Origin of the sequence: Mariniflexile gromovii (assembly GCF_017814435.1) — a bacterium.
Classification (GTDB): Bacteria; Bacteroidota; Bacteroidia; order Flavobacteriales; family Flavobacteriaceae; genus Mariniflexile; species Mariniflexile gromovii.
Genome location: NZ_JAGJCB010000010.1, coordinates 80,455 through 103,714, shown reverse-complemented (window position 1 = coordinate 103,714; position 23,260 = coordinate 80,455). Strand labels below are relative to the sequence as shown.

At 33.5% G+C, this 23,260-nt stretch carries 19 protein-coding genes; 2 read left to right on the top strand and 17 right to left on the bottom strand.

Going from position 1 to position 23,260, the window contains the following annotated elements; genetic code table 11:
* Position 1 precedes the first annotated feature (1 nt).
* The 8 genes from J8H85_RS11490 to J8H85_RS11455 form a co-directional block, all read right to left on the bottom strand.
* The gene (locus J8H85_RS11490; RefSeq protein ID WP_209655339.1) at positions 2-1,246 is read right to left on the bottom strand and encodes an NRAMP family divalent metal transporter; all 1,245 of its coding nucleotides are present in this window, start codon (positions 1,244-1,246) and stop codon (positions 2-4) included.
* A complete protein-coding gene (locus J8H85_RS11485) occupies positions 1,246-1,791 on the bottom strand; it encodes an RNA polymerase sigma factor (protein WP_209655338.1) in 546 nt (181 codons plus the stop codon). The genes J8H85_RS11490 and J8H85_RS11485 overlap by 1 nt, the downstream gene beginning before the upstream one ends.
* Positions 1,782-2,894 (bottom strand): glycosyltransferase, encoded by a 1,113-nt coding sequence (locus J8H85_RS11480; protein ID WP_209655337.1) that lies wholly within the window; start codon positions 2,892-2,894, stop codon positions 1,782-1,784. Before J8H85_RS11480 ends, J8H85_RS11485 begins: the two co-directional genes overlap by 10 nt.
* Before the next feature lie 5 nt (positions 2,895-2,899).
* Positions 2,900-3,103: a membrane or secreted protein gene (locus J8H85_RS11475; RefSeq protein ID WP_209655336.1), complete on the bottom strand. Its 204-nt coding sequence runs from the start codon at positions 3,101-3,103 to the stop codon at positions 2,900-2,902.
* A 344-nt stretch (positions 3,104-3,447) separates the two neighbouring features.
* A complete protein-coding gene (locus J8H85_RS11470; RefSeq protein WP_209655335.1) occupies positions 3,448-4,236 on the bottom strand; it encodes an anti-sigma factor in 789 nt (262 codons plus the stop codon).
* 12 nt (positions 4,237-4,248) lie between these two features.
* Entirely contained in the window at positions 4,249-4,779 is a 531-nt protein-coding gene (locus J8H85_RS11465; protein WP_209655334.1) for an RNA polymerase sigma factor, read from the bottom strand.
* Positions 4,780-4,845: 66 nt separating this feature from the next.
* Positions 4,846-5,859 (bottom strand): UDP-N-acetylmuramate dehydrogenase, encoded by a 1,014-nt coding sequence (murB, locus tag J8H85_RS11460; RefSeq protein ID WP_209655333.1) that lies wholly within the window; start codon positions 5,857-5,859, stop codon positions 4,846-4,848.
* Positions 5,860-5,991: 132 nt separating this feature from the next.
* A complete protein-coding gene (locus J8H85_RS11455; RefSeq protein WP_209655332.1) occupies positions 5,992-7,182 on the bottom strand; it encodes a pyridoxal phosphate-dependent aminotransferase in 1,191 nt (396 codons plus the stop codon).
* Between the two features lie 164 nt (positions 7,183-7,346).
* Between J8H85_RS11455 and J8H85_RS11450 the strand changes: the two genes are divergently transcribed.
* Complete coding sequence (locus J8H85_RS11450) at positions 7,347-8,651, top strand: aspartyl protease family protein (RefSeq protein WP_245243796.1); 1,305 nt, start codon at positions 7,347-7,349, stop codon at positions 8,649-8,651.
* 54 nt (positions 8,652-8,705) lie between these two features.
* Here J8H85_RS11450 and J8H85_RS11445 read toward each other — a convergent pair whose 3' ends face one another.
* Entirely contained in the window at positions 8,706-9,131 is a 426-nt protein-coding gene (locus J8H85_RS11445; RefSeq protein ID WP_209655330.1) for a DUF1573 domain-containing protein, read from the bottom strand.
* A gap of 313 nt (positions 9,132-9,444) precedes the next feature.
* Between J8H85_RS11445 and J8H85_RS11440 the strand changes: the two genes are divergently transcribed.
* The gene (locus tag J8H85_RS11440) at positions 9,445-12,141 is read left to right on the top strand and encodes a valine--tRNA ligase (protein ID WP_209655385.1); all 2,697 of its coding nucleotides are present in this window, start codon (positions 9,445-9,447) and stop codon (positions 12,139-12,141) included.
* 143 nt (positions 12,142-12,284) lie between these two features.
* Here the strand turns inward: J8H85_RS11440 and J8H85_RS11435 are convergent, their stop codons facing one another.
* From J8H85_RS11435 to J8H85_RS11400, 8 genes are all read right to left on the bottom strand, one after another.
* Complete coding sequence (locus J8H85_RS11435) at positions 12,285-12,599, bottom strand: type II toxin-antitoxin system RelE/ParE family toxin (RefSeq protein WP_209655329.1); 315 nt, start codon at positions 12,597-12,599, stop codon at positions 12,285-12,287.
* Entirely contained in the window at positions 12,581-12,823 is a 243-nt protein-coding gene (locus tag J8H85_RS11430; RefSeq protein WP_209655328.1) for a hypothetical protein, read from the bottom strand. Before J8H85_RS11430 ends, J8H85_RS11435 begins: the two co-directional genes overlap by 19 nt.
* A 118-nt stretch (positions 12,824-12,941) precedes the next feature.
* Positions 12,942-13,688: an NHL repeat-containing protein gene (locus J8H85_RS11425; protein WP_209655327.1), complete on the bottom strand. Its 747-nt coding sequence runs from the start codon at positions 13,686-13,688 to the stop codon at positions 12,942-12,944.
* Positions 13,689-13,746: 58 nt separating this feature from the next.
* Complete coding sequence (locus tag J8H85_RS11420) at positions 13,747-15,375, bottom strand: DUF1501 domain-containing protein (RefSeq protein WP_209655326.1); 1,629 nt, start codon at positions 15,373-15,375, stop codon at positions 13,747-13,749.
* Between the two features lie 39 nt (positions 15,376-15,414).
* Positions 15,415-17,055, bottom strand: coding sequence for a DUF1800 domain-containing protein (locus tag J8H85_RS11415; protein ID WP_209655325.1), 1,641 nt, complete (start codon positions 17,053-17,055; stop codon positions 15,415-15,417).
* A gap of 631 nt (positions 17,056-17,686) precedes the next feature.
* Entirely contained in the window at positions 17,687-19,834 is a 2,148-nt protein-coding gene (locus J8H85_RS11410; RefSeq protein ID WP_209655324.1) for a cation:proton antiporter, read from the bottom strand.
* 87 nt (positions 19,835-19,921) lie between these two features.
* Complete coding sequence (locus J8H85_RS11405) at positions 19,922-22,237, bottom strand: TonB-dependent receptor plug domain-containing protein (protein ID WP_317195001.1); 2,316 nt, start codon at positions 22,235-22,237, stop codon at positions 19,922-19,924.
* Entirely contained in the window at positions 22,230-23,141 is a 912-nt protein-coding gene (locus J8H85_RS11400) for a FecR family protein (RefSeq protein ID WP_245243795.1), read from the bottom strand. The genes J8H85_RS11405 and J8H85_RS11400 overlap by 8 nt, the downstream gene beginning before the upstream one ends.
* Positions 23,142-23,260 lie beyond the last annotated feature (119 nt).

The following is a 23,260-nucleotide window of genomic DNA, read 5'->3' as shown; positions in this document are numbered from 1 at the left end:
GTTATAAAGTGGTTAGATACCAGATGCTGAATCCTATTAAAAACAAGATGCCTAACCAGCTAAAAATGTGTAGTTTTTTTGAAGGTTGCCATTCTTTTGGTGTGTGTTTGCTGGAAATTAAAATATAATTTATAATGGCATAAAAAGGAGCTGTGATGAACGATAAAATGGTAGCAACCTTTATAAGTAAGCCCATTTCTGATGCGAAAAACAAGAAAATAAAAACCGTTCCTAAGGTTAATAAAACAATCCAAAAGGTGTAATTCAATTTTGAGACATTTTTAAAAAGTAAGGTGGTAGTTTTTGCCATCACTCTTGGCGATGCATCTAATGTTGTTAAAGTAGTACTGAACATAGTTGTAAAAGCTGCAATACCAATAATTAGATATGCCCAATTCCCTAAGTTTTTGGTATACATGTTTATTAATTGTTGCGAAAATACACTTGCCGAATTACTAAATGTTTCACCACTATGATGCATAACTAAAACACCTAAAAGAAGAAACCCAATACCAATAACAATGGTGCTTAAATACCCAATATTAAAATCGAATAATGCCGATTGTGGCGTATACTGATTAGTGTTTTCATTTTTTTCAATAGCCCAAAGCGATTGCCAAACAGAAACATCTAAAGGTGCAGGCATCCAACCCATAAAAGCTATTAAAAAGCCAATTTCTAAGCTATTGCTTGGTATAATTTGTTTAAATGAAAGTGGTTCAGAGCTATTGTATAGTGCAACACTTACAGCAATTATGGTGCTTATGGTTAATGTAATAACAATTATTTTCATCAACCTATCTAAAAGCTTGTATTTTCCTAAAAGCAATAATAATATACATACAATTAATATAATAACAGTGTAAATTTCGGTGCTTGATATAATTTTATTTCCAATGTTATAAGTGCCAAAATCGCCAAAAAGAGTAGAAGCTAAACCAGCTGTTACTATGGTAACTGCGGTTTGAATGGTAAACATGGTGGCTAAATTTAAAATATAATAGGTAGCCAAAACGCCTTTGCTTAATTTGTTGTAACCGTCTAGTAAGCTTTCGCCAGTGGCGGTTGCATAACGTGGTCCAAACTGAAAAAAAGGATATTTACATAAGTTTACTAAAAGTAATGCCCAAAGTAAGCCCAAACCAAAATCGGCACCAGCTCGTGTTGATTGTACTAAATGTGAAACGCCAATTGCTGCACCAGCAAACAATAATCCCGGACCTAGGTTTTTAAGTTTAACAAACATTATTTTTCTTGAATAATTTCTGCTAGTAATTTTTTTGCCCTTAACAACTTCACTTTTACATTATTAATAGGTTCTTTAAGCTCTATAGAGATTTCTTTATAGCTCAATTCCTGAAAATAACGCAAATTGATTATTTCTTGATAATGTGGTTTTAGCTTTTTTATATCGCGAAGCAATTTTGCTAAATGTTGTTCGGTAATTAATTCATCTTCAGGTGAAGGCGACTCGTCTAAAATTTGATACACCGATTTATCATCATTTGAAATAACTTGGGAAATAGAGTTTTTTGACTTCCGAAGTAAATCAATATGGATGTTTTTCGAAATGGTAATCAACCACGTTTTGAACTTGTAATTTTCATCAAAAGTTTCAATGCGGTCAAAAGCTCTTGAAAATGTTTGAATGGTTATATCTTCAGCATCATTTTCATTTTCAATACGTTTTAACTGAAATCCATACACATCATCCCAATAGGTGTCTAATAGAAAATTAAACGCTTTTTGGTCGTTTTCCTTGGCACGCTTAATGGCTTCAATTACTTCCAATGATTGGGTTTTGAGATAAGATTATTTATAAAGATAGTTAATTGGATAATAATTAAAAATACTTCTAATAAAGGAAGTGTTAAAACAAGGTCCTTTTCATCCAATTTTTTTGATGAAGCTCCAAAAATGGTGTAGTAAAGTATGATTCTTAGTAGAAATAACGCCACAACAATTTGCCATTTAAAAGTTGTTACAAGAAGGATGGTGGCAAATACCCAATATAGTAATTGTGTTGAATAAAGTAATGCCAATAAAATTTTATGACTTAGCTTGTAATGTTTTGCTGTTGATATATGACGTCTTTTTTGCTTAATCCAATCGTTGAACGTCGTTTTTGGTGTAGACTGTGTAAAGCTGTCTTCAGTGATGCAGATGGCTGTATTGCTTTTTGTTGCTACTTGGTTTACAAACAAATCATCATCACCAGAACGCACTTTTATGTGATTGATAAATCCGTTGGCTTTAAAAAAGGCCTCTTTGGTATATGCTAAATTTCTGCCTACTCCCATGTAAGGTATTCCTGTTTTTGCAAACGATAAATATTGAACGGCAGTCACTACAGTTTCATAGCGGATTAGTTTGTTTAAAAATGAGTTTTTAATTTTTGAATAGCCACTATAACCTAATACAATGCTTTTTTCATTAACAAAGCAATTGCTCATTTCTTGTATCCAGTATTTTGAAAGGGGTTTGCAATCAGCGTCCGTAAATAAAAGGTAATCGTATTTTGAAGCTTTGATACCTAATGTTAAAGGGTATTTTTTATTGCCCCAAAAGGCTTCAATATTTTTAACATCTACAATTTTTATGTTGCTATGTTCTGCAGCAAATGTTTCAATTACTTCAAGAGTATCATCGGTAGAAGCATCGTTAATTAAAACAACTTCAAAATTAGGATACTTTTGAGATAAAACAGAGGGTAAGAATTTTTTAAGATTTTCAGCTTCATTTTTTGCACAGATAATAACTGAAATATCCATGCTTTTAGGTACAGTTCTTTCCGGTTTTAAAAATGTAAATTTCCAAAAGAAACCAATAAAATAGATAACTTGAATAACTACCACGGCAATAAAACCGTAGAACACAAAATCAAGTAAACTCATAAAGGCTAAGAGTGTTGAGGTTCGTTACAATTTTCAAATTGGTCGGGAGATTTTCCGCAGAAACCACAATTTTCACCAGTTTTGTTTAACATTGGGTTTTGGCTAGCGCAAGTTCCAGAAAATTTCCCGTCTTTTTTGGCCCAAATTTTTATTGCAATTCCTGCAATTCCTAATCCTAATAAAGCGATTGTTATTAAAAGAAGTTTCATCGGTTATCTTAATTTTTGGCAAAGATAAAGTATTTAAGTATTAATATCTAAAAGTTTATTTAATGAAAACTAGTTTGTGACTATTTAACATTTATAGTGTTTAAGCTATAAATGTTTTTCTGCTTTTTAATAAATACTCTTTAAAATATTAATTCATAAAATATTGTTTATAACACAACTTTGGTTGTTTTGGGTAGCTCTAATTGCAGGTTTAATTCACAAAACATATTTAACAAAGGATACGTGTAATTTATTTATATTTAGAATTAATTTATAGCAATAAAAAAGCCTCATTTGAGTTTGCAAATGAGGCTTTTCGTTTTGAGGGATTTTAACTATTAATCTTATTGTAAATCAATTTCGGCTACCATATTATTTAAAGATGCTCTGGTATTACCGCCTTTTGGTTCAATGGTAATATTTAGTGCCAATGCGTTTTCTGTATAAGGAATGGCTCTAAGTTGTCTGTCAGCTTGATCTAAAATTCCTAGGCTTACCATTTTTCCTTGTAATTCTGCCCAAATTTGGTAACATTGTTCTTCAGGTAGTTCTGGTAAAGACACGACATCAATCATTGATGTTTTTTCTTTAGGGTTTATATAAGCTACTGTTTTTAAAGTTTTAGCACGACTATTGCCCTGCATGATGTATTTATAAGTGTCAGGGTCGTTAAGTTCCATAAACTGGTTCATAACTTCATCTAGCTTTTTATTGTTTGCTTTAATATCATTTCGCAAATCAAATATTTCATCAACCACCACCTGATTTTCATCATTTAACCTTTGGTTTTGATGATAAAATAAATAAGAAGTACCGGCAAACATAAAGGCAATAATACTAGCTGCAACACTAAACTTATGCCAATATTTGTATTTTTTAGTGGCATTTAATTCTACAACGGGTGCTTCATCAAGTTCATCTAAAATGTTATTTAAGATGCCTTTAGGGGCTTCAACAGCATTACTTTTAGCAACTATTTCTAAGTTGTGCTGTAATGTGTTATAATAATTCTGTACTGCTGGATATTTTGAAATATGAGACTCAACTATTTCTGTTTCGGCAGAAGTAGTTTCACCTAATAGATATTTTTCTAGTAGGCCAGAATTTAAAAAAGTAGTTATTTTCGCATTCATGACGTTTTAAAATTAGGGATTATAAATTTTTTTCAATTCACGTAATCCAATCTTTAATCTCGATTTTATAGTGCCTAGCGGGATATCGAGTTCTTCGCTGGCTTCTTGTTGGGTCATGCCCTCAAAAAAGAGTGCATTTATTACTATTTGATATTTTTCGTCCAAACTGGTCAGGTGTTTTTGCATGTCCATAACATCCTGATTCAATTCTTCCGCTGATATTTTATATACGGTAGATTTATCCATCTGGATTTCCTTACCATCTTTATTTTTTTGCGATCTAACTTTGTCTATAGCGGTATTATAGGCAATTCTATAAAGCCAAGTAAATAGTTTTGCTTTAGTAGAATCGTATTTTTTTGCATAGCGCCATATTTTTATAAAGCTTTCTTGAAGTACATCTTGTGCCATATCCTCATCTGCTATAATTTTTTTTATAACACCATAAAGGGCATCTGAATAGTTATCATACAGTAAGGTAATGGCCTTTTTATCGCCAAGTTCCAATAGGGTAACTATTTCTTTTTCTAGAGATGAAATCAAGATGGATAAGTTTAAAGTTGGTTAACTAACTGTTTAATAACTTCAAAGTTATAAATTTCTTTGGTATTATAAGATGTTTACTTCGGCTTCTATTGAAATTTCGAATAAGCGTGCAATAGTGCTTTGTATTAATTCTGAAAGTTTTAAGATATCTGCACCCTTCGCGTTGCCATAATTGACTAGTACCAACGCTTGATTTTTATGAACGCCATAATCGCCAAAACGTTTGCCTTTAAAACCAGCTTTTTCAATGAGCCAACCCGCAGGGATTTTTACTTCGGTATCCGATACAGGATAACTTGGCATATCTTCGAAATTTTGAAGTAATTTATTGTAATGTGCTTTTGAAACCAACGGATTTTTAAAGAAACTGCCGCTGTTTCCAATAATTTTTGGGTTTGGTAATTTGCTTTCGCGAATATAAATAACAGCTTTTGAAATATCCTGAATGGTTGGGTTTTCAATTTGCATGGCTTCCAATTGAGAAGAAATAGTGCCGTAATTAATATGCAGTTGATGGTTGCGCTTAGTTAGTTTGAAGGTAACGCTTGTAATTGTAAATTGTCCTTTAGCTTCTTGTTTAAAAATGGAGTTTCTATAATCAAAACGGCATTCTTGTTTGTTGAAAGTTTTTATAGAAGTTGTTTCTAGTGACATGGCTTCACACGATTCGAAAACATCTTTAAGCTCTACCCCGTAAGCCCCAATATTTTGAATAGGTGCTGTACCAACATTGCCAGGAATTAATGATAAATTTTCAATACCTCCAAAATTGTTATGGATGCACCACATTACAAAGTCATGCCAAACTTCACCTGCAAAAGCTTTTACGTAAACAAAATCATCATCTTCTGAAACTATTTCAATACCTTTTAAGTTCACATGAATTACAAGGCCATCATAATCTTTGGTAAGCAGCATATTACTGCCACCACCTAAAATAAGTTTGTTAGGGTAGTTTTTTAATGTTAAAACCTCTTTTAATTCTTCAATAGAAGAAACGCAAACAAAATTTGTTGCTAGCGCATCAATACCAAAAGTATTAAAAGGTTTTAAAGATATGTTTTTTTTAAGTTTCAAAGTAGCAAAGTTTCAAAGCTAAATGAAATAAACACTACGAAATAGGAATTGGGTAGTATCGGTTTTTTAACTTTGTTAATTGTTAATTGTTAATTGTTAATTGTTAATTGTTAATTGTTAATTGTTAATTGTTTAGTCTTTATAAACTTTTAAGGCTTCTTTTAAAATATGTACAGCCTTAATTAAGTTTTCTTTTTTAAGCACATAAGCAATGCGTACCTGGTTTAAACCAAGCCCTGGTGTGGAGTAAAACCCGCCAGCAGGGGCAACCATAACGGTTTCGCCATTTATATCAAATTCCTCTAAAAGCCATTGTGCAAAATGGTCTGAGTTCTTTATTGGTAATTCTACAACGCAATAAAAAGCACCTTTGGGGTTGCTTACCTTAATACCATCAATTTTTTGAAGTTCGCTTATTAAAGTATCTCTTCGTTCAATATATTCGGCAATCACATCATCAAAATAACTTCTTGGGGTATCTAGTGCTGCTTCGCTTGCAATTTGTGCATAGGTTGGCGGACTTAAACGCGCTTGCGCAAATTTTATAACAGTTTGTATAACGCTTTTGTTTTTTGAAACCAAACAGCCAACTCTTGCACCGCACATGCTGTAACGTTTGGAAACGGAGTCTATCATAATGGCGTGCTCTTCAATTTCTTTTTCTTGCATGATGGAATAATGGGTTTCGCCATCATAAACAAATTCGCGGTAAACTTCATCTGCAATTAAAAACAAATCATGCTTTTTAACTATAGCTGTTAATTTCTGGATTTCCTCTTTAGAATATAGGTTTCCCGTAGGGTTTCCTGGGTTGCAAATTAAAATAGCTTTTGTTTTTGGGGTAATCAGTTTTTCAAATGCCTCAATGGAAGGTAGGGCAAAATTATCTTCAATTTTAGATACTATTGGTACCACTTTTACGCCAGAGGCCGTAGAAAATGCAATGTAATTTGCATAAAATGGTTCGGAAATGATTACTTCATCGTCAGGGTCCATGATGCTACCAAAAACAAAAAGTAATGCTTCACTAGCGCCAGTTGTTACCACAATGTCTTTAGAAGATACATGGATGTCATGTGTTTTAAAATAGTTTGCAAGTTTTTTTCTGTACGTTTCAGACCCTTCAGATTTAGAATACGAAAGAATTTCAATATCATTTTCCTTAACAGCTTTTAAAGCCCCTTCTGGAGTTTTAATATCGGGTTGCCCAATATTTAGATAGTATATAAATTTTCCATCCTTAACAGCTTGTTCTGCGTAAGGAACTAGTTTTCGAATAGGAGATTCAGGCATTAAAAGCCCTTTGCTAGATATAGTTGGCATTTATTTATTAAATTATAAGGCGCAAAGTTGAGAAAATTATCTTAAAGTTTATTTAAATTAGATGCTAAATTAAGAATGGCATTATAAAGATTTATAAATTATATGCACCTAAAGCATAGTTGTTTGCTATGAAAAGATTCGTGTTTTTTGTTAAAGTTATTTTTTTGATAGGTAACCTCGGTTTTTCTCAGGATAATTTTATCATTCAAAACAAGCACAAATCGGACAAAATCAAGTTTCAGCTTATTAATAACCTCATTATTGTTCCTGTTGAAATCAATGGTGTTACTTTGTCTTTTTTGTTGGATACAGGTGTAAGTAAACCTATTATATTTAATTATTTAAATGTTTCCGATACCCTAAAAATCAAAAATACCGAATCTATATTTTTAAGAGGTTTGGGTGAAGGTGAGTCGGTTGAAGCTTTAAAATCCAGTAACAACATTCTTAAAATAGGCGATGCCATAAAACTAAATCAAGAGCTTTATGCCATTTATGATGCCAATTTAAATTTAGCTCCAAAATTAGGCTTTCCTGTTCATGGCATTATTGGTAACGATATTTTCAAAGACTTAATTGTTGAAATAAACTATTCAAAAAAATATTTAAAATTAACAGAGCCCGAGGCATATCGTTATAAAAAATGCAATTCGTGTGAAACATTTAATCTGGAGTTTCATAATAGTAAACCTTATATTGATACTGAAATCACAATTAAAAACAAGCAAATACCCGTAAAACTATTGATAGATTCTGGAGGTAGTGATGCCTTGTGGTTGTTTGTAAACGATTCGTTAGGAATTAAATCTAGCAACAAATTTTTTAATGACTTTTTAGGTCATGGTTTAAGTGGCAGTATTTATGGGAAACGTTCTAAAATAGATGCACTTCATTTAAAAAGCTTGGTTTTAGAAAACGCCAATGTTGCCTATCCTGATAGTACCTCTGTTTTATATGCAAGAATGGTTAAAGACCGCAATGGTAGTTTGGCTGGTAATGTTTTAAGACGATTTAATTGGGTGTTCGATTATAAAAACGCTATAGCAACGCTTAAAAAGAATGCTTATTTTAAAGAACCCTTTAGTTATAATAAAAGTGGTATAGAACTAGCGCATGATGGTTTTAGGTTTGTTAAGGAAGTTGATGATAGGATTTTAAGAGAAAAAGTAGGAATATCAAATAATGATGCTGCTATGAATAACATAAAGGTTGTTAGTGATATGCATTATAAAATGTCCTTGAAACCAGCATACCTAATTGTGGAATTAAGAAAAAATTCGCCCGCTGAAAGAGCAGGTTTGCTTATTAATGATGTTTTAATTAGTATAAACAATAAACCATCGCATCAATTTTCTTTACAACAAATTACTGAAGAGTTTTATGAGGATTCTGGTAAACGAATACGATTAAAAGTAGATAGAAACGGAAAAGAGTTAACCTTTAGTTTTAATTTGGAAGACCCGTATTAAACGACAAAATCCCTAAGCAGGCTTAAGGATTTTGTTGAAATTATACATTGTTTCTTATTGTTGAACAATACTTTTATTGGTCTTTTCAAGGACGCTAGCACTTTTACTGTCAATAACCTCACCTTTAATTTTTAAGGCTACAGTAGGAGTTTCAGCATTAGAGATAACCGTAATTGTTTTTCTAATAGGGTTTACTCTATTGGTATCATATTTAACCTCAATTTCACCGGTTTTTCCAGGTAAAATAGGGCCTTCTGGTTTTTTAGGAATTGTACAACCACAGCTAGAAGTCACATTCGAAATAATTAATGGCGCATTCCCTGTGTTAGTAAATTCAAAAACACGCACGCCGTTAGAACCTTTTTCAATAGTTCCATAATCAACGGTGTCAGTTTTAAACTCTATTTTAGCTACCTTATCTTGAGCGTTAATGGCTAAACTTACTAATCCGATAAATAAAATTGTAAATAATTTTTTCATTGTTAATGTATTTGTTTTGTTGTTTTTGTTCTTTAGACGTTAAAGGTTGAGACGTTTAAGTCTTTTTTAATGATTTAATGCATTAAAATTCTGTTCGAAAATACTTATTTTTCCTTTAAACAGCAAAAATAATGGATGAAATACATGTTTATTGTCGTTTTGATAGGCTAAATGTACATATTACTTTTCTATTATAATTATTAAATTTTGTTAAAATATCTTATAAATCCTTTTATCAATCTGTACAATGCCTTTCACAGAAAAAGAAATATAAGTACTTTTGCAAATTATTATTCAAAAACTATTCCAAAGTATGCAAATGCCTTCAAAATACGATGCTAGTCAGGTAGAAACCAAATGGTACAATTACTGGATGAAACATAATTATTTTCATTCCACACCAGATGAAAGAGAGCCTTACACCATTGTAATACCGCCACCAAACGTTACGGGTGTATTGCACATGGGGCATATGTTGAACAATACCATTCAAGATGTATTGATTCGTCGTGCGCGTTTGCAAGGTAAAAATGCCTGTTGGGTACCTGGTACAGACCATGCATCTATTGCTACCGAAGCTAAAGTGGTTGCTAAATTAAAGGAACAAGGCATTGATAAAAATAATTTGTCACGTGAAGAATTTTTAAAACACGCATGGGATTGGACGCACGAATACGGTGGGGTTATTTTAGAACAACTTAAAAAATTAGGCTGTTCTTGCGATTGGGATAGAACCAAATTCACCATGGATGATGATATGAGCGAAGCGGTGATAAAAGTGTTTGTCGATTTACACAAAAAAGGGCTTATTTATCGTGGTTACCGCATGGTAAATTGGGATCCAGAAGCGAAAACCACACTTTCTGATGAAGAAGTTATTTATGAGGAAAAACAAGGGAATTTATACTATTTAAAATATAAAATCCTCACCCCAACCCTCTCCAAAGGAGAGGGGGCTATGAGTGAGAGTTCCCCTCCTTTGGAGGGGTTAGGGGAGGAATATTTAACTATTGCCACTACGCGCCCAGAAACCATTTTTGGAGATACAGCTATTTGTATCAACCCAAATGACGAACGTTTTGCACACTTGCGTGGAAAAAAAGCCATTGTGCCAATTTGCAACCGTGTGATTCCTATTATTGAAGATGAGTATGTAGATGTTGAGTTTGGTACAGGTTGCCTTAAAGTAACACCGGCACACGATGAAAATGATAAAGTTTTAGGTGATAAGCATAAGCTAGAGGTTATTGATATCTTTAATGACGATGCCAGTTTAAACAGTTTTGGTCTGCATTACCAAGGGAAAGACCGATTTGTTGTTAGAAAGGAAATTGTTAAAGAACTTGAAGATAAAGGTGTTTTAGTAAAAACCGAAACCCACATCAATAAAGTGGGCACTTCCGAAAGAACCAAAGCTGTTATTGAACCAAGATTATCAGACCAATGGTTTTTGAAAATGGAAGAACTTGTAAAGCCTGCCATTGAAGCGGTTTTAGGCGACCATTCCGAAATTAAATTATTCCCAAAGAAGTTTGAAAATACCTATCGCCATTGGATGGAAAACATTCGCGATTGGAATATTTCGCGTCAATTGTTGTGGGGGCAACAAATTCCAGCCTACTATTACGGCGATGGAAAAGAGGATTTTGTAGTTGCTGAAACTATGAATGAAGCCTTAGAATTAGCAAAACAAAAAACCAACAACCAAAACCTAACAGCCAAAGACCTAAAACAAGATACCGATGCTTTAGATACATGGTTCAGCTCCTGGCTATGGCCCATGAGCGTGTTTGACGGCATTAGAAATCCAGAAAACGAAGACATAAAATATTATTACCCAACCAACGATTTGGTTACAGGACCGGATATTCTCTTCTTTTGGGTAGCCCGTATGATAATTGCTGGCTACGAATATAAAGGTGAAAAACCATTTAATAACGTGTATTTAACGGGGTTGGTTCGCGATAAGCAACGCCGAAAAATGAGTAAATCCTTAGGGAACTCGCCCGATGCTTTAAAACTAATTGATGAATACAGTGCCGATGGTGTCCGTGTGGGCTTGCTTTTAAGTAGCGCCGCAGGAAACGATTTAATGTTTGATGAAGCGCTTTGCCAACAAGGAAAGGGTTTTGGAAACAAAATTTGGAACGCTTACCGTTTGGTTGATGGTTGGGAAATTAGCAACACCATTCCGCAACCAAATTCCAGTAAAATGGCTATCGCTTGGTACGAATCTAAATTTCAAAAAGCTTTATTGGAAATTGAAGATCACTTTAGCAAATACCGTTTAAGTGATGCTTTAATGGCGATTTATAAATTAATTTATGATGATTTTTGTGGTTGGTTACTAGAAATGGTAAAACCAGCTTACCAACAACCTATAGATTCAGAAACTTATAAATCCGTGATTTCAATTTTTGAAGAAAATTTAAAAATTGTACATCCGTTTATGCCATTTTTAACCGAAGATATTTGGCATTATATAGCTGAAAGAACCCCAGAGGAAGCATTGATTGTTTCTAAATGGCCAGAGGCAAAACCTATAAATGAAACATTAATTACAGAGTTTGAATTTGCTTCGGAAGTTATTTCTGGTATTAGAAACATTAGAAAAGAAAAGAACATTGCGTTTAAAGATGCCATTGGTTTTTCGGTGATCAATAATGAAAAATCAAGCACAGCGTTTGATGATATAATTTCTAAGTTAGGAAATCTCGAAGCTGTAAATTATGTGAATGAAACGGTTGAAGGCGCTTTAACGTTTAGAGTAAAATCCAACGAGTATTTTATTCCTATGGAAGGCAGTATTGATGTAGATGCTGAAATTAAAAAACTAACTGAAGAATTAAATTATACGGAAGGCTTTTTAAAATCGGTGCAAAAGAAACTGTCCAACGAGCGTTTTGTTGCTGGAGCTCCTGAACAAGTTATTGCCAACGAACGTAACAAAGAAGCAGATGCCTTGGCTAAAATAGAAACTTTGAAGGCTAGTTTAGCTAGTTTGGGTTAGTTGGTTTAACGGTCTCGGCTCGTATGTTTACGTCACGGTGGTTAAGCGATTAACTTTGTAAGTACACACCAAGTTGGAAATCCTCATGGATTTTCAGAAGTAGGTAAAAGCAAGCAATTATTTATAGCCATTATTGGACAGTGTTATTTTTTGCTTTCCAATATTTTCAATAGTTTTTTTGGATTTTGTCGGTTATCCCAAAAGGCTGTAATTATTAATTCTTTGTCATTAAATTTATAGAAAATGCTGAAATTTCCTAAGGAAGCGACTCTCGTGTCTTTAACGTTAGTCGCTTTGAAAATTGATGGTTGTTCGGCTATTTGTTTTGTTCTTTCCGAAACTAATTTCATGAGTTTTTTTGAGTAGGTTTTTGACTTGTTTCTATTTACCCAATATTCTAAAATCCCCACAAACTGAATGTCGGCTGTACGAGTCCAAATTACATTGCGTTTAGCCATTCCAGATTTCTTTTGTCCATTGCTTCTTGAGAAATCAGTTTTCCATTTTTAATATCCTGTTCGCTCATTTCCAGCATAATTTTTTGCTCGTCAGTCAATTCAATAATGTCGGATTCTGAAGAGCTTGATGTAATTAATTTATCAAGAGCGACTAAAAAATCTTTATTTCTAATAGATAGTATTTTCTCTATCAATCCATTTCGTATGTCATCTACTGTTGTCATTTTATGAAAATTTAAGTTTTAAATATCCGAAAAATTGCTCATTTTTCCTAATGTTGCCCAACGACTTGATGTGAAATAATTTTTAAGGAAATGAGAGTGTTGAATTAAGAATAAAACTCTATTCCTGACTATAAGGCGCTATCGCTGTTATCCAGCCATCAAAAGGTGTTGGTTGGCTTGAGATAAGTAAACCGGTTCGTATATTATTATGGTTAATTTCATTTAAAGCAGACATGGTAATGATTTCATTGTTAAAAATAGTCATGCAGTAAGTTCCTGAAGTTTCAATAGCTGGAATGATGGTTTCTGTTTTTTTGGATAAACTCAATTTTACAACGGGTCCGGTTTCCGAATAGCGCAAGTAGTATAAATTGTCGTTATATATGGCTAAATCTGGAATATTGTATGATGAATTTACCGTTGGTATTTCTTCAACAAGTGTTCCGTTTTTTTCTATTTTATTTATAATGTTGTAGTTTGAATAATATAAATAACCATCCAACAAAGCAATACCTTCGGTTTCAATATTCCTAATTTGAGATATAATAGCACCTGTTTCTGGATTTAGTTGGTAGATGGATTCATTTTCTCCGTTGCCTCCAACCCATAAAGATTCCCCATCAAAGGCTAGGGCATGGGGCGATTTTAAATTTTCAGGTAAACTTAGTTCTAATTCTATGGTCGAGGTTGTTTCGTTGTATAGATAAATGCCAGGACTTGCATAGTTTTTATGTGTTAATATCCACCATTTGTATTCAATATCAATAGGTTCTATAGCAATAAAATCTTCTGTTAAATCTCGGTTGCAGGAGGCTATTATAAGGGTGAATATTAGAAGTGTAAAATAGGTTTTTGTGGCTTTCATGAAATTGTTTGTTATCTATTTCTTTTGAAACTGAATTCGTAAACTTTAATTGTGAAATCTATATTTTAATAACTTTATGCACTTCCTTTTTGCTACCTGATAGAATTTGAAAAAAGTAAATACCATCACTATAAAGACCTAAATTAATAGTTGCTTTGCCATTAATTATTTCGTCCGTTCTATCTATTAATAAAATGCCAGAAGCATTATAAACTTTATAAGAAACAGTTTCTGCAATGTTTATTCCAGATATGTAAACGGTATCATGGCATGGGTTTGGGTACACCAACCAATTTTTGTTGTCACTTGAAACGTCGTTGGTTGAGGCTGTGCAACCTGTTGATACATCGTAAGAGCCTTTTATTAGATTCACAACCTTTAAATTGTTAAAGCTATCATTTAGAGTATGATTAAAAAACGTAGCATCAATAATGGCATTATCTGCACCTAGAAAATTTTGCAATAAGGTTGCAAATGTTTGCCTATAATCGTACTGAACGGTTTTTAATTGGTAGTTATTTGTGCTAACGGCTTCTTTTAAATCTGGATTAGTACCCGAAACACCCCCAGATACAGGCTTGCCAAACACGAACATAGGTGCTATTTCACCATGATCTGTACCTAAATTACCGTTTTCGGCTGCTTTTCTTCCAAATTCTGAAAACGTAACCCCTACAACATCATCAGCTAAATTTTGACTGTTTAAATCATTTATAAAAGCTTCGATACTTCCCGATAAATTTGATAATAATGTATGATGCGTTCCTAAAATATCGCCGGCAGTTTCCACTTGTTTGTTATGTGTATCAAAACCAGAAATACGCACCATGTAAACTTTGGTGCCTAAATCGCCACTTATTAATCGTGCGACGGTTTTTAACTGATTTGATAAATCGCTGTCTGGGTAAGTAATACTGTTTTTACCTGTGTTAAATGCATTTGAAATAGATTGTGCATAGGTGTCCGTTATTTCATCTGTATTGGTTAAAAAACGTAATTGATCCCCATAATCGGAGTCTGGAATGTTTAATGGCGGCAAACCTCCCAATCCAGTTAAAACTGAATAATATCCCGCAGGGTCTTGTCCTGAAATATTAATCGATAGCCCATGCGCTTCTTTAGCATGAAAGCCTAGCGATGTGTTATTAGAACCAATTTCAACTGCTAACGGGTAGGTTTCAACAATTAAATCTTCATAAAACAATTCCATAAAACGTCCCATCCAGCCGGTGTCATTACCATTTAAAAGACTATTTCCGTCATTTCCTGTTAAATATATATCGGCCGATTTAAAATGACTTTTATTTTGTGAAGGATATCCAACCGACTGCAGAATGCGTAACCAACCTTTGTCATAAAGGGATTTTAAACCTGTAAGCGCAGGGTTTAAACCTATTTGTTGGTTATCTGGCAACGTAGTATCTAAATTTATATATTTATTAGCTCCAGAAATAGGTACTTTTATAGTAGGCCGTAAATTACTGTACATATCGTATTGATCCAATGGAATGACGGTATTTAAGCCATCATTAGCCCCCGATAAATTGATAATAACTAGCTTTCTGTTTGAAATATCTGGACATTCCACATAAGGCATAAACGATTTAAGGGCCGCTTGTAGTTGAAAAGGAGTTAATCCAATAGCGGTAGCTGATGCTGAAAGTTTTATAAAATTTCTTCTTTTCATGTGTTAGTATTTATCGCTTATTTATGGATGTTTTATAAATTACATTAGTTGAAATTCTGGAGCATTAATCATGGCAATAATTAAGGCATTTAAACGTGTTTTTACAGTGATGCTATCATTGGAACTTAAGTATTGATTCCATGCACTCGTCCAATAATAATCAGGGAAACCTACATCAACTATAATGGTTTTAAAATAATTTATTCTGTCAGAATCAATAGCTTCGGGATATAATAAATCTGCAATTTCAGAAATAAGCAAATTGGGGTCTGATGCATTGGAGATTTTGTTTTTCACAAATAAAACGGTATCCAAAGATGTGTAAATATTGCCAGAACCTATCGTGTTTTTCCCTTCAATGAGGCATTCAATTAGTTTATATCTGCCAATAATGGTGTTTGAAGAAAACCAATGCCTGTCAAAATCTGGTATTTGGTGGTAAGCGGGGTAACCAGCTACTAAGTCTGGGTTGAAAAAATCCATTCCAGCTGCATTCAAATAACTATTGTGTATAAATCTAAAGAAAAAATTATAGTAATAATTTAAAGGATCGGTTGCTGGGTTTGGTATGGGCACGCTAAACATAGAGCACAATTCGGATATTAATTGTAGAGGACTTTTAATGATGCTTCCTATAATTTCATCGGTAGCATCACTGTCATCAGCATCATAAAAATGTTCGCTTGAAAGCAGCGTGGTTACTACGGGTAAAATTTCATAATCATTATCAAGTAATAATTGCGCAAGTGGCGTGATAATATCGGTTTCTACTTCATCGGTCCAATGGCTTTTTACAAAATAGCGGTACAGTTTTCTGCAATAGGCTTTGGCGGTTTCGGGTTGTGCAAATACCATTTCAACAAAATCGCTTAATTCTTCAAATATTCCCGACTCTGTGCTTCTTCCAGTTATTGTTTGATTATTGAAAGCGGCGCTAAATGTTTTGTCTTTGGTATCGTGCTGGTCGATGTTTATATAACCCATTGGTAAATTGGTGTCTGGATCTATATCACTTCTATTGGCTCTACTTTTAAATCCAGAAAGCACTTTTGCAGCTTGTTGAATGTCAATTTCTGTATAATTTGTGTAGTTGCCTTCTCCTATTTGTGGACCTGCTAAAATGGTAAAAAGCTCTAAATATTCTCTGGCATAATTTTCATTTGGATTGTTTTTATTGTTTTGTGAATTATCCAAATAATTCAGCATGCCATTATCTAAAGTAATTTTTTTTGCAAAGGTTTTAATGTTTCCTAAAGCATAAAAATCCAACAAACGGATATGGTCATAAATATACGTAGCACTCCCAACCCCTGTGTCTTTACCAACTACAAAACAGGTGTGTAAAAAAAATGACAATTTGTGTTTTAAGCTTATGGTACTCATGGCATTATACCACCACCAACCAGTGGTAATGGCACTTTTTCTCCCTTGTCCTTCAAATGAATTTGGCAGCTGTAATGAAGACGTCCAAAAACCATCGGGAGCACCTGTAGGTAGTGGATCAAAAGGCTCTGATAAAGTGTTTGGTGAAACCGTTGTTAAACTAGAAACAGCATTGGTAGCAGACATCCCAACAAAACTATCCAGTTGCTCTTTGGTATAATTAAATGTAGCACGTCTAAGAAGGTGTTTTGCTTTTCTTAAATCTAGATTGGTACCAAGCGGATTAAGTGATGCCATAAATTATTTTTTTTAAAAGGTTTTAAAGTAAGAAAAAAACCAATTTACGCTACAAAAAGCTTGTTTTTTCGTTGAAATTCATTTTTTTGTAAGTAAAATAATATTTTTTATTCAAATATGTAGTCTAAAAAGACAAGGGTTAATTTAGTAAATTGCTGATTGTTAACTTTTAAGGAAATGTTTTAGCGGGTTGTGCAACGAAACAGGTTTAATGAATGAATGTGGAAAATAAGCTGATGGTTTGGCTGAAATTGAGACTTTGAATGCTGATTTATTAGTTTTAGTTGGAGGCTTTTTTGTGGGGATTGCTTACGGTTATGTGTTTGGGGTGTTGTTTGTTTTTTGGCAAGGATTTTCATAAGTAAAATCAGATTTTCCAAACACGTAACTACTTTTTTTTATAAGGTGTTCCAAAATATTTTTTAATCAATTTCTATTCAATTTACTACTTAAAATCAAAGAATCTATTTTGGTTTGGGAGTAACCTAAGCTAAAATTCAAAACTATTATGATGTGTAGCAGGGTTTTCATTCAAATGTTTTACAACGAATTAGCATAAAAAAGTTTTAAAGTTTATAACGAATTTAGTTGAGATTGATTACAAAATAAAATTTCACTTAGTATAAAATTTTTACTTTTTTCTAAACACACTCGCAATGGTTTTTCCAATTTCATCCAGTTTTTCTAATGGTTCTAACAAGGAAGGGTTGTTAAACTCGATGGTGTCGTTAATGGAAGTGGGTTTCATAATTGGGCAAACCAAAATAAAGCTATTTGAAGTTAAATATCTGTTTAGATAAATTGAGATATTCTTGATGTTTTTTTGGTAGGATGGTTCGTCTTTTCTAGTTAAAATAAAAATTAAATTATCATCCAATTTAATATTGTTTGAAAGTTCTTTGGCACTGCTCCAACTGTTGAAGATTACAAAATCGGCTTCAATAGGGTGTTCAGAATGGATGTTTTTAATCACTTTAATGGTTTGTTCCGTACCGTAAAAAACCAATTTGGTACCGGTGTTGTAGGCAATGTTCCAGATTTTTAATAACCAGAACGGAAACCCTATTTCATTTTCAACATTATTGGGCATGATAATGATGTGTCTTTTTATGGTTGAAATAGGCTGTAATGATTTATAAATAAACGTAGTGGCATTGCATTTAGATAAAATACCTTCGGTTAAATCTCCTAAAAATGATTCTGAAATATTGGTTTTAACATGAAGGCCCGATATTAAATCTGTTATCTTTTTTTCTTTGGCAACATTTAAAACTCCATTCAGGACATTCATATCGTAGCGCAATAATTTTTTTAAATGGATGTCTGTTGCCCAAGCAATCTTTATGGCCTTGTCAAGAATTTTAATGGCATTATTTTCTGCTTTTACATCGGAATTCTCATTATTGATAACATGTAAAGCGAAAATGGATTCTTTGTTTTCTTTAGATTTTATTATGGTGCTTAAATTGATTAGTTCCTCAACGGTATCGGCGTTATTAACGGTAACCAATATTTTCTCTTCGTTTTCAGTATCGCTTTTGTCTCTTGCAGTAGATTGAAATATGGACAGGTTTCTAGATCCTTTTTGAACTACGAAGGTGGAAATGGTACACGTAACCAAAATCATTATAATGGTGCCATTCAAAATACTTTCTCCCAACAATCTTATAGGTTCTCCAGTTTCGGTTTCGCCAATAATGATGTTATATCCCACCGAAACGGTTGCTAATGTAACGGCTGCATGTGCAATGCTCAAGCCAAAAATGATGCGTCGTTCATCTACCGAAAATTTAAACGATTTTTGTGTTGCCCAAGCGGCGAAAAACTTAGCTAATGTTACCGCAATCGTCATAACAACAGCTACCAAAATGGTTTCGAAATCGGTGAAAAAGGCACGGTAATCAATCAACATTCCTACACCAATTAAGAAAAACGGAATAAAAATAGCGTTACCAACAAACTCAATACGGTTCATTAAAGCCGATGTGGATGGGATTAATCTGTTAAGCGCAAAACCCGAAAGGAGCGCGCCAATAATGGCTTCAATGCCTGCAGCTTCAGCTAAAAACGAACCTAGAAACAAAATAACCAAAACAAAAATATACTGTGAAATATGATCTTGATAACGCTTTAAAAACCATCTCCCAATAATTGGAAAAATATGTAATACGATAAACCCAAAAACCATAACCGAAATAAAAAGCCGAATCCAAAATTCTAAACTGGTCGTGCCTTTGGTCATACCTACAATTATGGCAAGTACTAAAAGTGCCAGGGTATCGGTTATCATGGTGCCACCTACAACTAGATTTACAGCACGGTTTTTGGTAATGCCGAATTTACCTAAAATGGGGTAGGCAATAAGGGTGTGTGATGCAAACATACTGGCGAGTAAAACTGATGTAAGCACAGAAAATTTCAGAATAAAAATACCTACTAAAATTCCAAATGTCATGGGAATACTAAAGGTGTACAAACCAAACAACAGACTTTTGAATTTGTTCTTTTTAAATTCGTTCATATCTATTTCTAAACCTGCTAGAAACATAATATAAAGCAAACCTGCCGTACCGGATAAAATGATGCTACTATCGCGTAATAGTAAATTAAATCCGTTAGGCCCAATAACAGCGCCTGCTAAAATGAGGCCTAAAATATGGGGAATTCTTAGTTTATTAAGAATAATAGGGGCTAGTAGAATAATGATTAAAATAATAAGAAATTTTAATACCGGATTGGTAAATGGCAGCGAGGTATCTAAAATGTTTAATAGTAACATAACCCTTGTTATTTTCAGCCAAATATATGAAATGGTTTGTTCCCTTTATAAAAATAATATAAGGTCGCTTTTTATTTTTAATTTGTATTAAAAGTCAATCCTAAAACTCACATTAGGAGTGATTCCTAGGGATTGGTTTTCAACTTTTGCAATTTGATTTTCATCATCTAAAGTATGGTAAGAATTTATAATATTCTTTTTGTTGAAGATGTTCCAGACTGAAACCCCCACCGTTGCTTTGGAAGTGTTGGAAATATCAAATTGGTAGGTAGATGAACAATCGGTGCGCAAGTAGTCTTTTAAGTTGGCACTGTTTGGACTTGAATAAGTTATTTCGGTGTTGTTAGGATCGTCGCTTCTGTTTGGTGGGGTGGTTGGTTTTCCTGAATGCCAATTTAAACCTATTGCCAATTTAAAATCATTCTTGGTGTAAGTTCCGGCAAATGTTACGGCGTGTTTTATATCGGCATTGTTAGGGAAGGGTTTTCCATCATTCAAATCTTTAAAAGTGCAATTGTTGGTATTGAACGAATAGGATATCCAACTACTAACTACATTGGAAAATTGTTTGTTCAGCAAAAAATCGACCCCTTTAATTTCATAACTTCCTGCACTATTTTCAAATTGATATTGGTTTTGAAATCCTTGGCTTCTTGTGGTAATGCCATTTACTTTTTTAATATAAGTTTCAGCACTAATTAAAAGTTTGTTTTTATTGTAATGAATACCCACAGAGGCTTGTTTGCTTTTTAAAACAGGAATGTCTTTGTTGTTTGATAAAACCCATCTTCGTTTTTCAATGCCTAAGAAATCGTTTTGTAAATCGATAATTTGGGAGGTGGTTTGACTTTTGAATTCGCCCAAAACTTCCAATCTGAAATCGTTTAAAAACCGCTGACTAAAACTTAAACGTGGTTCAGCAAATAGCATGTCGAATTTTTGAATGTAGTTTAAACGCGCACCTACTTTTAAATTTGTTTTAACGTTGTTTGATAGAAGTCCCGTCTCTGCATAAACAGCATGACTGCGAATGACTTCTTTTATATAACTTCTGAATGCAGGATTGTTAACGTCCTCCAAATTGCTAATGCCAACCTCAATAAATTGGTAGCCGCCATGTATTTTAAGTTGATGGTTTGGGCAGTAGTTAATATCCAATTTTGCAGCACCGTCATACACTTCGTTTTCCTGAATTAAGCGTTGGTTGTTGGTGATGTCGTGATTGGTGGCATCTAAATCGTAATTTGAAACATAAATTTGAGAGGTTGTTGAAAGCGATTCATTCCAATCTTTGGTATATGTAATTCCGGTGGCTAAATTTCGTTGCGATAGTTTGCTATTAAAAGCTTCATTTCTATCGTTTATAGTAGATTGTTCGTCGTAATTTAAAAAGTTGTTTACGTTTAAAAAATGAATACGAACTCTGTCTTTTTTAGTGATGTCGTATAAGAATTTTAAATTCACATCATAAAAATAGAACTGTTCGTTTTTAGAAATGGAGTTTCTGTTCCCTTTAGTTAAGTCGGAATCTTGAAAAATACGTTTAAAATACTGGTCGTAAGTAGGCGTTAAAATTAAATCGGTTACAGATCTCCGTGTTGAAAGTTGTAATTCTGTTTTGTTTGACAATGGAATTTTAGCAAACCCATCCGCATTAATTAAATTAAAACCCAATCCTGCTTTAAACGCGTGGTCAATATCATTAGGTAATTGCATATCGATAACGCTCGAAATGCCATCGCCATATTTAGCACTGGTGCCATTTTTGTAAACATGTATTTTTTTTGTGGTGTAGGGGTTGAAAGCTGAAATCAACCCAAAAAAATGACCCGATTGGTACATTTTAATGCCATCCCAAAGCAGGAGGTTTTGGTCGTGAGTGCCACCACGAACGTTAATATTGGAAACCGTTTCATCGGTACTTAAAACACCCGGTAATGCTTGAATGGTTTGTAAAACATCGGGTTCAATAAGTCCTGGAAGAATGCCGAAAGTTTCGGGTTTTATGGATAGGGAACCGTCGTTAAGCTTTGATATACCTGTTGTTAGGTAGTTGTTAATGGTAACTTCTTCCAAGCGTTGCAGTTTGAAGGTGCTTGGTTGCCGTTCGGTTTTGTTTTTGATGACAATAAAGCGGTTGTCCAACAATTCAAAATCTAATGAAGTTTCGGTTTTTAGTGTTTCCAAAACGTCTTCCAGTGATGCTTCTAAGTCTGGTAAAGTGGCCTCTTTTTTATTTACGGTTTCATCAATAAAAGAAAAACGAATGCTGAACTTTTCTTCAAGAACTTTTAAAATAGAAATAAGGGGTTGCTTTTCTTTTTGAATGTTTTGCGCCTTTATAGATGCAACATTCAAAAAAAATAGTGATAAAAAAATAGAAAGGAGTCCTTTTCTACTCACGTTTTAATGTTATAGTACCGTTGGTTTTACTATAAGTTACGTGTAAAGGTAATGTAATTGCCTTTAAAGCAACTTCCAAATTGTTGTGTGCAAAACTACCTGTAAACAATTGGTTCGCATCAATGTTTTGAAGTTTGAACGTTACATGGTACTGTCTTTCAAATTCAGCAATAACTTCTTTATAAGGTAGGCTTTTAAAAGTACTTTCGTTATTTAACCACGAAGGTGTTGCGCTGTTTTCTTTTTCTTTAGCAATTTGTTTCCCATCTATAATTAAAAAACTGTCGCCAGGTTTTAATTTAGTTTCTTGAGAATTGAACGTAACGCCAACCAAACCTTCGTAGCAAATAACCTCAAAATAAGTATCGCGTTGTTTTACATTAAATTGGGTACCATAAACCTTTATGGTTCCAGATTTTGTAATAACTTGGAACGATGAACCTTTGGCAACTTTAAAAAAAGCTTCGCCTTCTAGCGTTACTTCGCGTTCATTTTTCCAAGAATTTTTATTGAATGCTAAGAGGGATTTCGCATTTAGATTAACACTAGAATTATCCGGTAGCTCTATAGTTGTTTTTTGAGCAAACTCTGTGGTTACTTTAGTGTCTATAGTAGTTGTATAAAAGTATATACTGAAACAAATGGCAAGAATTGCCGCAACGCGCATCCATGGTTTTACCCAATTTGAAGGTTGCTTTTTGGTAGTTTTAATGGTTTTTAAAACACGCTCCAATTCAGCAGAAGTGTTGTAATCATCTGCCTTAAAGGCTTGCACGCCATCAGATAACTTTACCAAATCATCATAGTCTTCAAGCATTTTAAACGCTTCAAGTTCCTGATCATTCAGTTCATTATTTAACCATTTCGATATTAACGTTTCTCTGTCCATCATTTCTGTATTCAATTATATAACAGTTAACTTTTATTTTTTCCTACCCTTGTTTTTGAAAAAGTTTCAAAGCAACAAAGTTTAGCTTTCTAACCATCTAACCATCTAACCATCTAACCATCTAACCATCTAAC

Excerpts from the sequence above, each read along its gene's own strand:
- J8H85_RS11410 (WP_209655324.1), bottom strand. The coding sequence starts at position 19,834 with ATGTTACTATTAAACATTTTAGATACCTCGCTGCCATTTACCAATCCG.
- J8H85_RS11445 (WP_209655330.1), bottom strand. The coding sequence starts at position 9,131 with ATGAAAAAATTATTTACAATTTTATTTATCGGATTAGTAAGTTTAGCC.
- J8H85_RS11430 (WP_209655328.1), bottom strand. The coding sequence starts at position 12,823 with ATGACAACAGTAGATGACATACGAAATGGATTGATAGAGAAAATACTA.
- J8H85_RS11455 (WP_209655332.1), bottom strand. The coding sequence starts at position 7,182 with ATGCCAACTATATCTAGCAAAGGGCTTTTAATGCCTGAATCTCCTATT.
- J8H85_RS11435 (WP_209655329.1), bottom strand. The coding sequence starts at position 12,599 with ATGGCTAAACGCAATGTAATTTGGACTCGTACAGCCGACATTCAGTTT.
- J8H85_RS11425 (WP_209655327.1), bottom strand. The coding sequence starts at position 13,688 with ATGAAAGCCACAAAAACCTATTTTACACTTCTAATATTCACCCTTATA.
- J8H85_RS11490 (WP_209655339.1), bottom strand. The coding sequence starts at position 1,246 with ATGTTTGTTAAACTTAAAAACCTAGGTCCGGGATTATTGTTTGCTGGT.
- J8H85_RS11475 (WP_209655336.1), bottom strand. The coding sequence starts at position 3,103 with ATGAAACTTCTTTTAATAACAATCGCTTTATTAGGATTAGGAATTGCA.
- J8H85_RS11415 (WP_209655325.1), bottom strand. The coding sequence starts at position 17,055 with ATGGCATCACTTAATCCGCTTGGTACCAATCTAGATTTAAGAAAAGCA.
- J8H85_RS11440 (WP_209655385.1), top strand. The coding sequence starts at position 9,445 with ATGCAAATGCCTTCAAAATACGATGCTAGTCAGGTAGAAACCAAATGG.
- J8H85_RS11480 (WP_209655337.1), bottom strand. The coding sequence starts at position 2,894 with ATGAGTTTACTTGATTTTGTGTTCTACGGTTTTATTGCCGTGGTAGTT.
- J8H85_RS11470 (WP_209655335.1), bottom strand. The coding sequence starts at position 4,236 with ATGAATGCGAAAATAACTACTTTTTTAAATTCTGGCCTACTAGAAAAA.
- J8H85_RS11420 (WP_209655326.1), bottom strand. The coding sequence starts at position 15,375 with ATGAAAAGAAGAAATTTTATAAAACTTTCAGCATCAGCTACCGCTATT.